This is a genomic window from Gordonia polyisoprenivorans NBRC 16320 = JCM 10675 (assembly GCF_000241325.1).
Classification (GTDB): domain Bacteria; phylum Actinomycetota; class Actinomycetes; order Mycobacteriales; family Mycobacteriaceae; genus Gordonia; species Gordonia polyisoprenivorans.
In genome coordinates, this window is sequence record NZ_BAEI01000093.1 from 1 (window position 1) to 15,105 (window position 15,105).

17 protein-coding genes are annotated in these 15,105 nt (G+C 65.8%); 10 read left to right on the forward strand and 7 right to left on the reverse strand.

The window, feature by feature from the left end; translation table 11 throughout:
• Positions 1-573 precede the first annotated feature (573 nt).
• The 3 genes from GOPIP_RS26415 to GOPIP_RS26425 are packed head-to-tail and all read left to right on the forward strand — an operon-like array spanning position 574 to position 2,936.
• Positions 574-1,086: a Chromate resistance protein ChrB gene (locus tag GOPIP_RS26415; RefSeq protein ID WP_006372941.1), complete on the forward strand. Its 513-nt coding sequence runs from the start codon at positions 574-576 to the stop codon at positions 1,084-1,086.
• Positions 1,087-1,116: 30 nt separating this feature from the next.
• On the forward strand, positions 1,117-1,728 hold the full coding sequence (locus GOPIP_RS26420; protein WP_006372942.1) for a phosphatase PAP2 family protein: 612 nt from the start codon (positions 1,117-1,119) through the stop codon (positions 1,726-1,728).
• Positions 1,728-2,936, forward strand: a complete 1,209-nt coding sequence (locus GOPIP_RS26425) for an MFS transporter (protein WP_006372943.1) — start codon at positions 1,728-1,730, stop codon at positions 2,934-2,936. Before GOPIP_RS26420 ends, GOPIP_RS26425 begins: the two co-directional genes overlap by 1 nt.
• Before the next feature lie 305 nt (positions 2,937-3,241).
• Here GOPIP_RS26425 and GOPIP_RS26430 read toward each other — a convergent pair whose 3' ends face one another.
• Both GOPIP_RS26430 and GOPIP_RS26435 read right to left on the reverse strand, forming a co-directional pair.
• Entirely contained in the window at positions 3,242-4,402 is a 1,161-nt protein-coding gene (locus GOPIP_RS26430; protein WP_006372944.1) for a sensor histidine kinase, read from the reverse strand.
• Positions 4,399-5,088, reverse strand: coding sequence for a response regulator (locus GOPIP_RS26435; protein ID WP_006372945.1), 690 nt, complete (start codon positions 5,086-5,088; stop codon positions 4,399-4,401). Before GOPIP_RS26435 ends, GOPIP_RS26430 begins: the two co-directional genes overlap by 4 nt.
• Positions 5,089-5,290: 202 nt before the next feature.
• Here GOPIP_RS26435 and GOPIP_RS26440 point away from each other — a divergent pair, with 202 nt between their 5' ends.
• From GOPIP_RS26440 to GOPIP_RS26450, 3 genes are all read left to right on the forward strand, one after another.
• The gene (locus GOPIP_RS26440) at positions 5,291-5,533 is read left to right on the forward strand and encodes an SHOCT domain-containing protein (RefSeq protein WP_006372946.1); all 243 of its coding nucleotides are present in this window, start codon (positions 5,291-5,293) and stop codon (positions 5,531-5,533) included.
• A 52-nt stretch (positions 5,534-5,585) separates the two neighbouring features.
• Complete coding sequence (locus GOPIP_RS26445) at positions 5,586-8,003, forward strand: heavy metal translocating P-type ATPase (RefSeq protein WP_006372947.1); 2,418 nt, start codon at positions 5,586-5,588, stop codon at positions 8,001-8,003.
• Positions 8,004-8,343: 340 nt separating this feature from the next.
• Complete coding sequence (locus GOPIP_RS26450; protein ID WP_247609003.1) at positions 8,344-9,792, forward strand: multicopper oxidase family protein; 1,449 nt, start codon at positions 8,344-8,346, stop codon at positions 9,790-9,792.
• 37 nt (positions 9,793-9,829) lie between these two features.
• Here the strand turns inward: GOPIP_RS26450 and GOPIP_RS26455 are convergent, their stop codons facing one another.
• Positions 9,830-10,555, reverse strand: coding sequence for a sulfocyanin-like copper-binding protein (locus tag GOPIP_RS26455; protein ID WP_006372949.1), 726 nt, complete (start codon positions 10,553-10,555; stop codon positions 9,830-9,832).
• Positions 10,556-10,560: 5 nt separating this feature from the next.
• Entirely contained in the window at positions 10,561-10,845 is a 285-nt protein-coding gene (locus tag GOPIP_RS26460; RefSeq protein WP_006372950.1) for an SHOCT domain-containing protein, read from the reverse strand.
• A gap of 402 nt (positions 10,846-11,247) precedes the next feature.
• Here GOPIP_RS26460 and GOPIP_RS26465 point away from each other — a divergent pair, with 402 nt between their 5' ends.
• Positions 11,248-11,829 carry a hypothetical protein gene (locus tag GOPIP_RS26465; protein ID WP_006372951.1) on the forward strand — a complete coding sequence of 194 codons (582 nt, stop codon included), beginning with the start codon at positions 11,248-11,250 and terminating at the stop codon, positions 11,827-11,829.
• Positions 11,830-11,905: 76 nt separating this feature from the next.
• On the forward strand, positions 11,906-12,445 hold the full coding sequence (locus tag GOPIP_RS28930) for a hypothetical protein (protein ID WP_006372952.1): 540 nt from the start codon (positions 11,906-11,908) through the stop codon (positions 12,443-12,445).
• Positions 12,446-12,481: 36 nt separating this feature from the next.
• Here GOPIP_RS28930 and GOPIP_RS26470 read toward each other — a convergent pair whose 3' ends face one another.
• From GOPIP_RS26470 to GOPIP_RS26480, 3 genes are read right to left on the reverse strand one after another with little or no spacing between them, the layout of a single operon-like run.
• Entirely contained in the window at positions 12,482-13,126 is a 645-nt protein-coding gene (locus tag GOPIP_RS26470) for a maleylpyruvate isomerase family mycothiol-dependent enzyme (RefSeq protein ID WP_006372953.1), read from the reverse strand.
• Between the two features lie 3 nt (positions 13,127-13,129).
• Positions 13,130-13,618, reverse strand: coding sequence for an SRPBCC family protein (locus GOPIP_RS26475; RefSeq protein WP_006372954.1), 489 nt, complete (start codon positions 13,616-13,618; stop codon positions 13,130-13,132).
• On the reverse strand, positions 13,615-13,959 hold the full coding sequence (locus GOPIP_RS26480) for an ArsR/SmtB family transcription factor (RefSeq protein ID WP_006372955.1): 345 nt from the start codon (positions 13,957-13,959) through the stop codon (positions 13,615-13,617). The genes GOPIP_RS26475 and GOPIP_RS26480 overlap by 4 nt, the downstream gene beginning before the upstream one ends.
• A gap of 350 nt (positions 13,960-14,309) precedes the next feature.
• Here GOPIP_RS26480 and GOPIP_RS29225 point away from each other — a divergent pair, with 350 nt between their 5' ends.
• Both GOPIP_RS29225 and GOPIP_RS26485 read left to right on the forward strand, forming a co-directional pair.
• Positions 14,310-14,468, forward strand: coding sequence for a hypothetical protein (locus GOPIP_RS29225; RefSeq protein ID WP_155828363.1), 159 nt, complete (start codon positions 14,310-14,312; stop codon positions 14,466-14,468).
• 1 nt (position 14,469) lies between these two features.
• Positions 14,470-15,000, forward strand: coding sequence for a hypothetical protein (locus GOPIP_RS26485; RefSeq protein ID WP_006372956.1), 531 nt, complete (start codon positions 14,470-14,472; stop codon positions 14,998-15,000).
• Positions 15,001-15,105 lie beyond the last annotated feature (105 nt).

Below are 15,105 nucleotides of genomic sequence, written 5' to 3' on the forward strand. Positions count from 1 at the left end.
GCCTCAATGTCTGTTCGGTTGTGCACCCCAGCGCTCTGTCCCCCGTGGGTTCGATATTCGTCACTGTGACGTTTCGTGTTGTTGCACGTTGCTTGCTGGACAGGTCATTTGGCGTTTCCTGTCCGTGGCCCCAGGTGTGGTCGTCCGCTGGGATCGATGCGCGCCTCCCTCCGATCACAGCGAGAGACGCTCGGATACTCGACAAAATCAAAAGTAAAAAGAAATTCAACCCCGGACCACTAGGTACGTTCCGCGGACTTGGTATGTACCTGATGTACCCGAACTGAGGCATAGCCTTTTCAGTGAACGCGGTCCCGTTTGGCACGTTGAACTACCTAGCGCGAACCGGCGGAGTCGACATGCGCAATCAGTCTGGTTGGGAACCCCATCGTTTCGATCTCGCGCAGGTTCGCGCGTTCGGCCCCTCAAGAATTTCCTGTTCTGTTCAGTCCGCTGGCGACAGGGTCCACGATTTGCCGAGCCTGCCTGGCACTTGCTACAGGTACAGAAGTAACGTCTGTTACATTCACAGTCGTGACAGAAGTTCAGACGTCGGCTCGATGGCTGGTGCTGATGGTTCGGGTGCCGACCGAGCCGTCGCGGCATCGGGTGGCGGTGTGGCGTGAACTGCGTCGTGTGGGCGCGTTGCAGGTCGGCCAGGGCGTGTGGGTGGTGCCTGATGTTCCGGTGTTCGCCGACGGCGTCGCGCGGGTGATCGAGCTGGCGCGGCGAGGCGAGGGTGAGGTGCTGGTGCTCGATGCCACGGGCCATGCCGACACCGACACCGCACGGTTGCAGGCGCTGTTCACCGCCGAGCGTGATGAGGAGTGGGCGGAGTTCCTGGCCGATTGTGCCGGGTTCGATGCCGAGATCGACAAGGAGATCGCCAAAGCCAAGTTCACGATGGCCGAACTCGAGGAAGAGGAGCAGAGCCTGGAACGGCTGCGGCGCTGGCATCGCGACATCACGGCCCGCGACGTGTTTGGTGCACCCGTGGCCGCCGAGGCCGAGCAGCAGCTCAAACACTGCGCTGACCGGCTGGCCGACTACACCGAGCGGGTCTTTCAGGCCCTGCACCAGATGTAACCGACTGCCAACGAACCCGAGGGAGCCTCCATGAACTTGGATACACGAGTTTTCGACGACATCAACGACTTTGCCCGCGCTACCCCGTGGCTGCATCCGATCGTGTCCGGCTACGCCACATACGGTCTAGTGCTGTTCGCAATACTACTGCTGGCAGGATGGTGGACCGCGCGGCGCGACGGCGATCGTGTGCGGATGGTGGCGGCGGTGTGGGCGCCGCTGGGCGTGTTGATCGCGGTGGCGATCAACCAGCCGATCGCCGCCGCGGTCGACGAGACCCGTCCCTGTAACGCGTTGCACGACATCGTGGTTCTGCATTGCAATACCGATGCCGGGTTCCCCAGCGACCACGCGGTCATGGCCGGCGCGGTGACGGCGGGGCTGTGGCTGGTGCACCGGCGACTCGCGGTGATCGCCGCCGTGGCTGCGGTCGTGATGGCGTTCGCGCGGGTGTACATCGGCGCGCACTACCCCCAAGACGTGTTGGCGGGTCTCGTGCTCGGGGCCGCGGTCAGTCTGCTCGGGTTCTACCTCGCCCGGCCGCTTCTTTCGCGGCTGCTGGCCCTGCTCTGCGGTACTCCATTGAGCATTCTGTTCACCAGCACCGCCGCTGAGCCTGGCACCGCACGGCGAGAGTCGTGATGAGCGCTGTCCCCGATGCCCGCACCGGTGGCGGTCGGGCGCGGCTACTACCGCTGTATGCGGCGGGGTTCGTGACCGCGTTCGGCGCCCACAGCATCGCGGCCAGCCTCGCCGGATACACCGGGGAACAGCACGCGAGCCTGCTCACCCTGGGTGTGCTGTTGGCCGTTTACGACGGGGCGGAGGTGCTACTCAAACCCGTCTTCGGGACGCTGTCCGACCGCGTCGGCGCACGGCCGGTGCTGCTGGGCGGACTGGTGGCGTTCACGCTCGCGTCCACGGCATTCGTGGTGGTCGGCAATCCGGGCCTGGTCGGTGTCGCGCGGTTCGGCCAAGGTGCCGCCGCTGCCGCGTTCTCCCCGGCCGCCGGGGCGATGCTCGCCCGGCTGACCCCGGCGGGCGGACACGGGCGCGTGTTCGGCAGCTATGGCGCGTGGAAAGGGTTGGGATACACCCTCGGCCCGCTGCTGGGCGGTGTCCTCGTCGCCCTCGGCGGCTACCGACTGCTGTTCACCGCGCTCGCCGTGCTCGCCGCCTCGGTCGCACTGTGGGCGGCGTTGGTCGTGCCTGCTGTCGAGGTGCTGCCGAAGACCCGTCAGACCGTGGTGGATCTGGCACGCCGCCTGACCAGTGGTTGGTTCCTTCGCCCGACTGCGGCGTTGGCCGGAGCCACTGCCGCGCTCGCGGTTGGAGTCGGGTTCCTGCCTGCGATCGGTTCCCGCCACGGCCTGGGCCCGCTGGCCACTGGAGCTGTCGTGTCGCTGCTCGCCGCCACCGCAGCGGTCGTTCAACCACGCGTTGGCCGCGCCCGCGACGCCGGACGGCTGAAGGATCGATCCGGGATGGCAGCCGGGCTGCTGCTGGCCGCGATCGGGATCGAGGTCGCAGCAGCCGTGCCGGCAACAGTCGGCACGGTGTGCGCGGCCGTCATGATGGGGGCCGGTACGGGACTCATCACCCCCCTCGGATTCGCCCACTTGGCCGCGACGAGCCCACCCGAACGGCTCGGGCAGACCATGGGAGCCGCCGAACTCGGCCGCGAACTCGGCGACGCGGGCGGCCCGCTTCTCGTCGGCATCACCGCCACCGCCGCCACGCTCAACACCGGGCTGCTCACCCTCGGCGCGGTGCTCGCCGGCCTCGCGGCCGCGATAGCCCTGACCGCGCAGACAACCACCGTCGCGAACCCCGGCACCGGCGCTGCCTGACACCGCGAAAACCGCACCATCTGCCGCTGTGGGCTGCGGAGGCCTGCGCCACCACATCAGCATCGATGCAACGCCGACAGTTCATCTGGTCAACAGCGAGGCATAATACATTGCGGTTCAAGCGATTACCGCGCGGTGTGCAGGGTCGAACACCGTGCTTGGTCGGTTTGAGCTTCCAGGTGCGCTACCTGATCGACGGTCCCTTCCCCACTGGCGTCGTTCTCGTCGACACCGGGTGACCCTCTACGGATTCGGCTGAGCAAAGCCGTTGTGTGGAAAGAGTTCCCGGTGCGTCTGCATGACCGTCACTCGGGTCGATCGCTGGCATCGTGTGTGGTGGTGGGCAGCTTCATGGTAAACCGCGCGCCTGTGCCGGGACCGTCGCTGTGTGCGGTGAGGGTGCCGCCGTGGGCTTCGACGAGGGTGCGGGCGATGGTCAGTCCGATTCCGCTGCCGCCTTCCTGACGGCCGCGGGCGGTGTCTGCGCGGTAGAAGCGGTCGAACAGGTGCGCGAGATGCTCTGGGGGAACGCCTTCGCCGGTATCGGTGACGGTGATCGCGGTCCATCCATCTGGAGTATTGGTGGAGGCGACGGTGACGGTGCCCCCGGCGGGAGTGTGGCGCAGAGCGTTGTCGAGCAGGTTTCCGAGGACCTGTCCGATCCGGTCCGGGTCGACGGTGACGGGGGCTGTATCGGCGTCGTCACAGATCAGTGCGACGTGCGCGGCAGCGTAGCGATCGGAGTGGCTGCGGACTGCGGCGTCGACGAGGGCGCGGGTGTCGGTGTGCACGGGGTTGTTTGCAAGTCTGCCTTCTTGTGCTCGTGAGACGGCGGTGATGTCCTCGGCGAGCCGAGCGAGTCGGGCCGTGCTCGACCGCAGGATTGCGAAGGTCTGAGTGTCGGGCAGGCGCAGACCGTCCTCGAGGGCTTCGAGGTGGGCATCGAGAGTTGCCAGGGGTGTTCGCATCTCGTGGGCCAGGTCGGAGAGCATACGTCGGCGGGTGGTCTCCACCGAGTCCAGTCGGTCAGCGAGTTGGTTGAACGTTTCGGCGAGCTGGTCGAACTCTCGGCCGAGGCCGACACCGGTCAGTCTCGCCGTGTATTGGCCGCTGGCGATCTCGGACGCCGACGCGGCGACCTCGGTGATCGACCGTTGGACACGGCGCGTGAAGTACCAGCTCACCGCCAGTGCGATCAACACCGAAACCATCAGCGCGATGGCCAGAGAGAGGATCATCGCTGAGGTGAACGCCCGCTCGACGTGGGCTGTCTCGGTCTGGGCGTGCGCGATGCCGGCCTGCTGCAGGTGCTTGTGGAACAATCTCGGTGCCACCGCGGCCGCGACCAGCCAGGCGCTCACCGCACCCCCCACGACAACGATTGCCTGCGACACCAGCAGGCGGGTACCGAACCCGGACCCACGGCGCACGCGTGTGGGTGCGGGTGCGGGAGGCGTCGTGGTCACTGCCCCGTCCCCATCCGATATCCGACACCGCGCACGGTGCGCACGAAGATTCCGCGAGTGGCGTCGTCGCCGAGTTTGCGCCGCAAATGCCCGATGTGCACGTCGACCAGGTGTTCGTCGCCGATCCAGCTCGGCCCCCACACCGCGGCTATCAACTGGGCCCTGCTGAACACCACATTCGGATGCTCGGACAACGTGGCAAGGACGTCGAATTCGGTGCGGGTCAACGCAATCAAGGTTTCGTCGATCCGCACCTCGCGGCCCGCCGGGTCGATCGTCAGGGGCCCGAACACGCGGCGCTTCGGCGCTACGGCCGACGCAGCGAGGTCACTCGAGGTTCGAGGCCGACGCAGCATGGCCTGGATGCGGGCGACGAGTTCTCGCGGACTGAACGGTTTGGTCATGTAATCGTCGGCGCCGACCGACAACCCGACCAGGGTGTCGACCTCCTCGGCGCGGGCGGTGAGCATGATGACATAGGCATCGGAGAAGGTGCGTAGCCGTCGACACACCTCGATCCCATCCAGCCGAGGCAGACCCAGATCCAGCACGACCACGTCGGGATCGACCTGCCGTGCGCGCTCGACGGCGTCGAGGCCGTCGTGCACGATCGTGACGTCGAACCCGCTGCGCTCGAGATAACTGCCCATCAACGCCGCGAGAGGCACCTCGTCTTCGACCACCATCGCCCGCAACCCCGTTGGCGCGGTCGCCGCGATGGGGGGCGGGGCTGGACGAGGCTGATCGGAGTCGGACGCCATGTCCCCATCGTGGCGAGAGTCGCGGCTGACGGCATGTTCTTCAGCGAACCTTCATCAAAACCCTGTCCTCGGCGTCGGGTCCGGCGACCAGACTCGGACACGATCGTCGAGGAGAGGAGCCGGCGCGATGGTGGGATCGGGCTTGATGGCGGGGGGTGGCTGGCTGGTGATGGTACTGGCCGTCGCCGCTTTCTGGGTGCTGGTGGTGGTCGGAATCAGGGCGTTGTTTCGACCGGGGCGCCGCCGCGACGATGTTCCCGCGGACAGCGCCGATGACCCGCTGTGGATTCTCGACGACCGCTTCGCCCGGGGAGAGATCGACGCCGACGAGTACTGGGCACGCTATCGGGTTCTTCGCCCGCCGCATTGACCGCGATCCCGAAGGCAGCGCCATTCGGCGCCGAGGAAGAAGGGAAACGGAGATGGCCAACACCACCGTGGTCGAGGTCGGTGGACTGCACTGGGCGACATCGACGGCCACCATCGAATCGGTGCTGGGCCGCCGTCCGGGGGTGGTCTCGGTGACGGCGAACGCGATGAATCAGACCGCCACGGTGACCTACGACCCCGACCGCACCTCGGTATCACAACTGTCGGAGTGGGTGCGTGAGTGCGGCTACCATTGCGCCGGCCGCTCGGTTCCTGAGCATGTGTGCGACCCGATGGGCGAACCGAGTCCGGGCACTGCTCTGTCGACGGCACACGGCGAAGGCCAGCGGACCGGACACCCCGAGCACTCCCTCGACGCCGGACCCGAGGTGCACGGCGAGCGCGCCCCGCAGGAGATGATGGGCCACGGTGGGCATGCCGGCATGTCGATGGATGCGATGGTCCGTGACATGCGCAACCGTTTCCTGGTCGCGCTGGTGCTGTCGATCCCGATCATGCTGTGGTCGCCGATGGGGCGGGACATGCTGGGGTTCACGGTGTCCGCACCGTTCGGGCTCCGTGATGACGTGTTCACCCTGGTGCTCAGTCTTCCAGTGATCTTCTACTCGTCGTGGATCTTTTTCGACGGCGCCTATCGGGCGCTGAAGGCCCGAACCCTGGACATGATGGTGCTCGTGGCCGTGGCGATCGGCACCGGTTGGCTCTACAGCGTCGGGGTGACCCTGACCGGCGGTGGCGACGTGTTCTACGAAGCCGCGTCGATGCTGGCGACGTTCGTGCTTCTCGGACACTGGTTCGAGATGCGTGCCCGCGGTGGGGCCAACGACGCCATCCGCACACTGCTCGAGCTCGCACCGCCCAAGGCGGTGGTGCTGCGCGACGGCGAACTCGTGGAGGTACCCACCGCCGAGGTCGTGGTCGGGGATCTGCTGATGATCCGGCCGGGCGCCAAGGTTCCGGTTGACGGGATCGTCGAGGACGGCAACTCCGAGGTCGACGAATCGATGGTCACCGGGGAGAGCCTGCCGGTGGCCAAGGCCGAGGGGTCGGAGGTGATCGGAGCATCGATCAACACCACCGGCACGCTGCGGGTGCGCGCAACCCGGGTGGGTTCCGACACCGCGTTGGCCCAGATCGTCGCGCTCGTACAGGAAGCCCAGAACTCCAAGGCTCCCGGCCAGCGTCTTGCCGACAGGGCGGCGTTCTGGCTGGTGCTCGTCGCGCTGATCGGCGGATTGGGCACCTTCGTCGTGTGGTGGGCGGTCGACGGCGACGTTCAGGTGGCGCTGCTGTTCGCGATCACCGTCGTCGTCATCACCTGCCCGGACGCGCTCGGCCTGGCCACCCCGACCGCGATCATGGTCGGCACCGGGTTGGGCGCGAAACGGGGGGTTCTGTTCAAGAACGCCGGCGCACTCGAGACCTCCGCCCACGTCGACACGGTGGTGATGGACAAGACCGGCACCCTGACCAAGGGTGAACCGGAAGTGACCGACGTGGTTGTCGACGGGATCGGAGAGGACGAGTTGCTGACCCTCGTAGCGGCGGTCGAACGTGAATCCGAACATCCCCTCGCCGCCGCGATCGTTCGCTACGCGGCCCTCCGCGACGTTGCCACGGTTCGGCTGGAGCACTTCCGCACCATCCCGGGGCAGGGTGCGATCGCGGAGGTAAGCGGGCGCCACATCGCCGTCGGCAATCGGACGCTGATGACCACCGAGGGAGTCGATGTCGGCGCGTTGATGACTCGGCGCGCCGAGTTGGCCTCGAGTGGGCGCACCGCGGTCCTGGTCGCCGTCGACGGCCGCGGCGTCGGGGTCATCGCCCTCGCCGACGCGGCGCGCGAGACCTCCGCCGAGGCGGTGCGCACGCTCCACGAACTCGGTGTGGAGGTGGTCATGCTCTCCGGAGACAACGAGGCGACCGCCCGACGTATCGCCGGGCAGTTGGGCATCGACACGGTCATCGCCGAGGTGCTGCCCGGTGACAAGGCGGACAAGATCGCCGGTCTGCAGCGTCTCGGGAAGAAGGTCGCGATGGTCGGTGACGGCGTCAACGACGCCCCGGCGCTCGCGCAAGCGGATCTGGGCATCGCCATCGGCGCCGGCACCGACGTCGCGATCGAAACCGCCGACCTGGTGCTGATGCGTTCGGATCCTCTCGACGTCCCGCTCGCGTTGCGCATCGGCCGGGGCACACTGCGCAAGATGCGGCAGAATCTCGGGTGGGCCGTCGGCTACAACACCATCGCGTTGCCGATCGCCGCCGGCGTGTTCGAACCTGTCGTCGGGCTGGTGCTGCGCCCCGAAATCGCCGCGTTGTCGATGTCCGGATCGAGTCTGATCGTCGCGGTGAACGCCCTGATGCTCAAGCGACTGCATCTGCCGTCCCCGCCTGAAGCGCAACCGGTGACTCGTCGGGCCCCGGAGCCGATTCCCACCCGATCCTGAGATCGTGCGCTCCCCCACCTGGCTCTCCCGACGAGATTCCGTCTTCTCGCCGCCGGACGACTTCTTCATCGGATCTTCATGGGACAACCCGGTCAACGCATATGAGCGCTGAGCACCATGTGGAGTGAACAGACGTGGCGCAGCGGAGGGTCGCCGCCGCAGTGGTGGTGAGCGACGGGAAATGTCGGTGACGTCATCGTCGCTGCCACTGAGAGTTTCACTCAGATCTGATATGTACCCTAGGGGGGTACCGTATCTACATGCCGATAGTCTCGGCGGAAAGGACGTGAAGGTGAACAAGACTTCCCGCAGGGATGTTCTGGTGGGTGGGCTCGGACTGATGGGGGCGGGAGTTCTCGCGTCGTGTGGCATCAGGTCGGGGGGCTCCGCGACGTCATCGGCCGTATCCGGGTCGTTTGGGGCGCCGCGCCCGATGAACGCGGCAGCCGGGCAGCGGGTGGTCGACGCGTCCTTGACCGCGACCGAGACGACCGTTGATCTCGGCTCGGGGGTGACCGCGCGGACCTGGGCCTACGGCGGTGTCGTGCCGGGTAAGGTCGTTCGCGCGAATGCGGGTGACTTCATCCGCGCGAAGGTGACCAACCGGTTGCCGGCCGACACCACGATCCATTGGCATGGGGTGCAGTTGCGCAATCCTGCCGACGGGGTTCCGGGTGTTACCCAGGACCCGATCGCCTCCGGTGACACGTTCGTCTATGAGTTCACCGCGCCCAATGCCGGCACCCATTTCTTCCACCCGCACGTCGGCGTGCAGATCGACCGAGGCCTGTATGCGCCTCTGATCATCGACGACCCGGGCGAACGCGGCGACTACGACGACGAGTGGATCGTCGTGCTCGATGACTGGACCGACGGCGTCGGGCAAAACCCCGACGACATCCTCGCCGGCTACCAAGCGCAGAACGGAACGCTCTCCGGCATGGGCGGGATGGGTGGTGGCTCCATGCCCGGGATGGGTGGTTCGTCGAGTTCGCCGCTTGGCGACGCGGGCGACGTCGACTACCCGTACTACCTGATCAACGGTCGCGTCCCCACCGCACCGACGTCGTTCTCGTCGAAACCGGGTCGCCGCATCCGGATTCGGTTGATCAACGCCGGCGCGGACACGATCTTCAAGGTCGCCTTGGGCGGTCATCAGATGACGGTGACCCACTCCGACGGCTACCCCGTGGTGCCGCGCACGACCCGCTCGCTCTACATCGCGATGGGCGAACGGTACGACGTCATCGTCACCGCCGGCGACGGCGTGTTCCCGCTCGTCGCCGACGCCGAGGGAAAAAGCGGCCAGGCCCTCGCTCTGCTACGCACCGCCGCCGGCACAGCGCCATCGGCCATGGTGCACCCCACCGAACTCGACTCGGCGGCACTGCTGGGGGCGAGTGATCTCACCGCGGCCGACTCGGCCCAGCTGCCCGCAAAGAATCCCGACGGCACACTCATCGTTCAGCTGGACGGACAGATGACGCCGTATGCCTGGGGTATCAACGGTAAGAAGTATGGCGCGGACACCCCGATGACCGTTCACGCCGACCAGCGGGTGCGGATGCGCATGACCAACATGACAGCGATGGTGCATCCGATGCACATCCACGGGCACAGCTGGGCGCTGCCGGCCAGTGGCGGGCTACGTAAGGACACCGTGCTGATCCGGCCGATGGAGACGATCGTGGCCGACTTCCAGGCCGACAACCCCGGCGACTGGGCCTTCCACTGCCACAACATCTATCACGCCGAGGTGGGGATGATGACCACCGTCAGATACACGTGAGCACCGACACGGTCATCACCCGCCGAGCGGACGCGGGTCACCCAGCAGGAGGAGTCGTCGACGGTGACGCGTTGGTGACGTCGAGTTCGGCGTACATTCCCGCGCCGTAGTGGCCGGCGATGTTGCAGACCAACTCATAACGTCCGGCGGGCAGGTTGATCGTGGTCCAGCCGGTCTCGCCGGCTGTGATGCCGTCCCCTTGCCCAGCGCCACACGACCGGGAGGCCTCCCCCAGACTGCCGGCCTCATCGACCTTGCCGTCCGACCCGATGGTGCGCTGACCGGGCTGCTGCCCGTCGGCGAGCGGGAGCACCACCAGCTCGTGGGTCAGCCAGCCGGAGTTGAGCACTCGGAACAACACCTCACCCGCAGGAACGGAAGTCGGATTGACCGCGACATGCATCATCCCCGGACGGCCCATGATGCCCATGTTCGGCCACTGGAACTGACCCTGCACCGGCCCGTACCCGCCGTTCCCGCCCCGGCCCATCATGCCGCCCATGTCGGCGAGGGTGACGTCGACCACAGTGCCGGGCAAGCCCGGCACGCTACACGACGACGATGACGTGCCCGGGTACCCGCCCATCATGCCCTGGCCCAAGCCGGCGCCATACGCTCCGCTCGGATATGGACCGGTGAAGGCCGGCGACGTGGTGGTGTTGTCCGGTCGGACAGCGTAGATGACTGCCGTGGTTCCGATTCCGAGCACCAGCGATGCGATCACGATGCCGAAGATGGTCCACAGCCGACGACGTGAGCCCATCGCGGTCAGCGGTGTTCTCGCAGCGCTGTCATGCGCTTGCGGTATTCGTCTTCATCGATCTCGCCGCGCGCGAACCGTTCGCCGAGCACGTCTTCGGCCCTCGACGGTCCAGGGCCGGGCTGGCCGGGTCCGGGCACTCCGCCGGAGTGGTGGCGCGGCCCCGAGAAATAGCGGATCGCCAGCACGACGGCCGTGATCACGGCCGCCCAGAAGAGCACCATCATGCTCGCCATCAGGATCCAGCCGCCCCAGCCCCAGCTATTGCCCCACATGTAGCCGTTGTCGTACATCGTCACCGCAACCCTTCTCGCGCTTGCCTGCACAACCTGATGCTCATGATTCCAGCTTGCTCTCGGCGGGGCAGCACTGTCGAGGGACGTTGGTCCGCACGTCACACCCAGAGTGACCGATACGCAACGCCTGTCCGATCTGCCAAGGGGGCTCTCACTCGCATGCCGCGACTTTGGTGGGTGCCACTTCCGTAAGATCTACCACATGCTGCTCGTGGGAACTCGAGACAAAGTGATACGAGTGCTTACCAGTCAAGGGTGACGACTATCGTCACCTCCGGCGCACCATCACTACAAGAACGAACTCGCGCTCGAAGCACTGTGACGTCAACCCGGATTCGAAGTGAAAGAGCTTGTGTCGTAATCTCTTCACCCGTGTCTCTTCTCGCTGCTGGTGCTCTCATGACCGACGTCGCTGTGTCCCGATGTGTGTGGTGCTCGTCCCTTGAAGACGTTGCGGTTTATCGCCATGAACCACGGTGCGGGCGCTGCCGCGCCGCGGAACAAACTGTTGCCGAGGCCCGTCACTTCATCCGCTTATACGGTCTGCGTCCTCTGGGTGCGTCCCTGGAGTCCGAGGATGACGAAGAGCGGGAGCATCGGGTCGCTTTCCGCGAGGCGTCCGCAGAGCTGAGGCGGATCCGGACAGAGACCCCGAAGACGCGTAAACCTTCCGCGGTGCGGCGAGCCGGCGGCACCACGTCCGCGCCAGTCGTCGCGAAAGTGAATGGTAAGTCAACCGGCGCGGCGCGGAAGGTCGGTTCCGGGGCCGACTCGACCGGCATTTCCCGGCCTGGCGCCACTGAACTCATGAGTCGGGCCGAGAGCCTCTTGGCGCAGCTCGCCGAGATCGAGGGCCGACTCGAGGTCGCGCTGGAGGACACCGGTCTGAGCGGTAAGGCCAAGGCATCTGACCTGACAGCGAAGCGGGATTCTGTGCTGCGTATGCTCGGCGCGTTGGAGAAGGCCAAGCGCGCGATGTAGGACACCCCGCCAGTGGTGCCACCCAGGCGTCGGGTTACGGACCGTCCGGCGATTCGAGACCGGCTACCTCGCCCGGTTGGGAGAGCCGACCATCGACACCGCTGTCTGGTTCGTCGAGTGGTGTCGCAGCAACCTCGACCAAGCGCAGGTGCTGCGCGCCGGGATGCGAACCTTTGGACCCGATGACTGGTCAGCCGACGACCGGGCTGCCGCCGACCAGACAGCGATACTGCACACAGTCCTCAATGCGCTCAAGGTACTGGCTCAACAGGCGGCCGCTAGTGAAGATCAAGTGGTCTTCGCCATTCTGGAGCTTCCTGTCGCTGTCGTGAGGCGGCGTCTCGAAGACGGTAGGCCGCCTGGGGTTCGCGAGGCCGAGCTGATCCGCAGCCTTGCACCCTCATCCTCACACAGCGGCGACGGTAATCCCCACCGCCAGACTCACTTCCAAACAACATCCCGATCGCCCATGCCCGCCCGCTCTTCCATGACGGGTTCGTCGCGGCACGAGTCAACGAACAAGACCAAGGACCACCAGCGCAATGCGCCGGTGGCCATAGCAGCTATTCTCCTCACCATCAGTCGTCTCAATGCACGTGAACTGGGACGAGTCTAAACGAGCGGAAAACGCTTTCCCGACAACGTAATACGCTTATTGATCGTGCTTCGCGGCGTCTATTTCAACGCGTGCGGCAAGGGTAGAGTGTCCGGCCCCGGCGAGGTCGGATAGGGCGTCCGCCCGGCCGCTGATTGCCATCATGATCGCCTCGGCGGGTCCACGGACTTCTTGTCCTTGTCCGTGGGCCCAGTCGAGGTCGGTGGCCACGAGCCGGAGTCCCTTGATCCGCTTGTGGGCGCCGAGCCGCGGATTGGACGGGACTGCGGCGATCACCGTCGCAAGGCGTTCGCTGGGGATAGTGCGCGGTTGGTCGAGGGCGCGGCGAATGTCCTGGTGATGGATGGTCCCGTCGACGAGACCGATCATGCCGCCCAGTCCGGCGGTCAGGCCCGCTGGCGTGAGGCGCTGTTCGAACGTCTCAAGCAGTTCGGTCGCCGACAGATGGCGGTACTCCTCAACTCCTGCCTCGTTAGCCCAGATGAGACGGCCCTTGACGAGCCTCTTGGTCATGCCGACGATCCCGAGGTCGTCGTAGCTGATCATGTGCGCGGCTACGTCTTTGACCGACCAGCCGCGGCACAGGCTCGGGGCGTTCCACTGCTCTGGTGTCAACGTGCGCAGGAAGTCGAGTAGGTCGCTGCGTTCGTCGCGCGCCATGAGGACCGCAGGCTTAGGCATGGTTCATGCGTCGTCTCGGAGCGACACCGTGATGTCGCGGTAACGCTGGAGGTAGAGCGGCCAGCCTGCGTCGTCGTCCACTCCGTCGCGGACCGCTTCCCAGCCGGGGCCGTGGCGGTCGAGGTGGCGGTGTTCGAGTTCCACGCGGGTGAAGGACTCCCCCTCGGGCAAGAAACGGATCTCGACCTCGCTGGTGCGGGTCGGGTCAGACTCGATCTGCCACGTAGGGCTGATATCCCAGGTGAATACGAGCCGCCAGGGGCGGTCGAAGACGACCACGCGGGCCCACCGGCATTCCGATCCGTCCTCGCCGCGGTCGATGATCGCGCCGCCCTCCCAGGGTTCGAGCACCGTCTCGACAATCGGCGACGACAGGAGATTGTGCTCGGGCGGCTTGAAGTCGCCGAGCCGCTCGGTGAACGCCGAGAACGCGGCGGGCGGAGTGACAGGCACCACGATCGAGCGACGGACTGTCGGGTCGAGCTGAGTCACCGGCGGCCTCCGATAGTCGGGTCGACGCCCGCCTGGGTGTCGAGAGATGCTGCAAACCCGGTCAATGCGCGTCCCCAGAAGGTATCAAGCTGGTCCTTCAACGCGATCAATGCAGTTTCGTCGACCGAGTAGATGCGGCGAGTGCCCCGCTCCTCGTCGACCACTACCCCGGCCTCTTTGAGGACCTTCAGATGCTGGGACACTGCGGGTCGGCTGATGGGCAGTTGCTCAGCCAACTCCCCCACGGCCAAGGGCGTGCGAGCCAGCAACGCCAGGATGTCTCGCCGTGAAGCATCACTGAGCAGGCCCCAGGCAACAGCACCCTGTTCGTAAGTTGTCACGAACGGTAAGTATCGACTTACGTCGGGGCCGTGTCAACAGATTTGGGCAAGTTCCCGCCCTGAAGCCCCGTTTGAACTGTGAATACTATTCGTCTCAACGCAGGTCGCAGCACTAGTAGTCGGCACTTGACCACGGCACGCGGTCGACTGGTTGGCTCTCTATTCTCTCGTCGAAAAAATGGAGGGCGGAATGCCGCGGATCGTCGACGATCAGGTGACTGCCCGCATTGCTGCGAATCTACTGTGCGTACTACCTTCGTCGTACGCTACGCTGCCGACTGGTTCGCATTCGTTCGTATCTTTCGGACCATCTCGGATTCCGTTCGCTTATAGACAACTGAGGTTGGGAGATGATCGCCCCCGATGCACGGCCATGCGACAAGTATCTGTTCGCTGGCAATAGAAAGGGTGCGCATCCGGCGGTCCAGGAGGAATTCAAACAGGGCGAAAGGATCGGCGGGATGTTGAACGCGTATCAAGTGATATCCAACGAAGCCTTCCGGACGTGATATGAGCGGGGAGCACGCACCAACCGGGACATGGGTCGGGTCGTTCCCCGTTTATGCCGACGGCGGCGTCTTCCTTCGTGGGGATTTCGACTTCGACGAGATGCTCGAACCACAGCCGACCACCTCTTTCGACTACAAGATCCTGACGATCGGAGTCGAAACGGCGTGGGTCGCGCTCCGCCGCGACGTAGCGCACCTCGGCCTACGCATCGAGCTTCTCACCGGAGCGCCACCTCCCATCCAGCCGAAACATCCGCTCGTTGCCGTCCACCCCCTGGCCCCAGATGAGACAACTCGCGTGTACACGGCCGAGGCGGTACTCACGTTCACCACGCCACCCCGGTTGTGGCGCGGCGGGGTGAGCGAGGCCGGGCCCGGAGACCACCCCGTGTTCGGAACTCTTGACATCCCACCTGGCACATACCATTTCCGGGCCTCCCTGTGGCATCAGAACTGGGTTCTCGATGAGGACCAGGACAATGGCCCACCCGATCTGTATTCGGTCCAGCTCGCCCTTCAGCTGTGGTCATGAGCACCACACCACGAGTACCGGCTCGTGCCTCGTGGCGCTCGCCAACATGCCACTGCTCAGCGACGACGAGATGGACTTTCGGCGCGCAAAACGGCCAGTTCCTGC

What these genes read in the sequence shown, in the direction of transcription:
- GOPIP_RS26450 (WP_247609003.1), top strand. Translation starts at nt 8,344, where the DNA reads ATGGGGGCGGGAGTTCTCGCGTCGTGTGGCATCAGGTCGGGGGGCTCC.
- GOPIP_RS26470 (WP_006372953.1), bottom strand. Translation starts at nt 13,126, where the DNA reads ATGCCTAAGCCTGCGGTCCTCATGGCGCGCGACGAACGCAGCGACCTA.
- GOPIP_RS26460 (WP_006372950.1), bottom strand. Translation starts at nt 10,845, where the DNA reads ATGTACGACAACGGCTACATGTGGGGCAATAGCTGGGGCTGGGGCGGC.
- GOPIP_RS26415 (WP_006372941.1), top strand. Translation starts at nt 574, where the DNA reads ATGGTTCGGGTGCCGACCGAGCCGTCGCGGCATCGGGTGGCGGTGTGG.
- GOPIP_RS26440 (WP_006372946.1), top strand. Translation starts at nt 5,291, where the DNA reads ATGGTGGGATCGGGCTTGATGGCGGGGGGTGGCTGGCTGGTGATGGTA.
- GOPIP_RS26420 (WP_006372942.1), top strand. Translation starts at nt 1,117, where the DNA reads ATGAACTTGGATACACGAGTTTTCGACGACATCAACGACTTTGCCCGC.
- GOPIP_RS26455 (WP_006372949.1), bottom strand. Translation starts at nt 10,555, where the DNA reads ATGGGCTCACGTCGTCGGCTGTGGACCATCTTCGGCATCGTGATCGCA.
- GOPIP_RS26435 (WP_006372945.1), bottom strand. Translation starts at nt 5,088, where the DNA reads ATGGTGGTCGAAGACGAGGTGCCTCTCGCGGCGTTGATGGGCAGTTAT.
- GOPIP_RS26465 (WP_006372951.1), top strand. Translation starts at nt 11,248, where the DNA reads ATGACCGACGTCGCTGTGTCCCGATGTGTGTGGTGCTCGTCCCTTGAA.
- GOPIP_RS26485 (WP_006372956.1), top strand. Translation starts at nt 14,470, where the DNA reads ATGAGCGGGGAGCACGCACCAACCGGGACATGGGTCGGGTCGTTCCCC.
- GOPIP_RS29225 (WP_155828363.1), top strand. Translation starts at nt 14,310, where the DNA reads ATGATCGCCCCCGATGCACGGCCATGCGACAAGTATCTGTTCGCTGGC.
- GOPIP_RS26425 (WP_006372943.1), top strand. Translation starts at nt 1,728, where the DNA reads ATGAGCGCTGTCCCCGATGCCCGCACCGGTGGCGGTCGGGCGCGGCTA.
- GOPIP_RS26445 (WP_006372947.1), top strand. Translation starts at nt 5,586, where the DNA reads ATGGCCAACACCACCGTGGTCGAGGTCGGTGGACTGCACTGGGCGACA.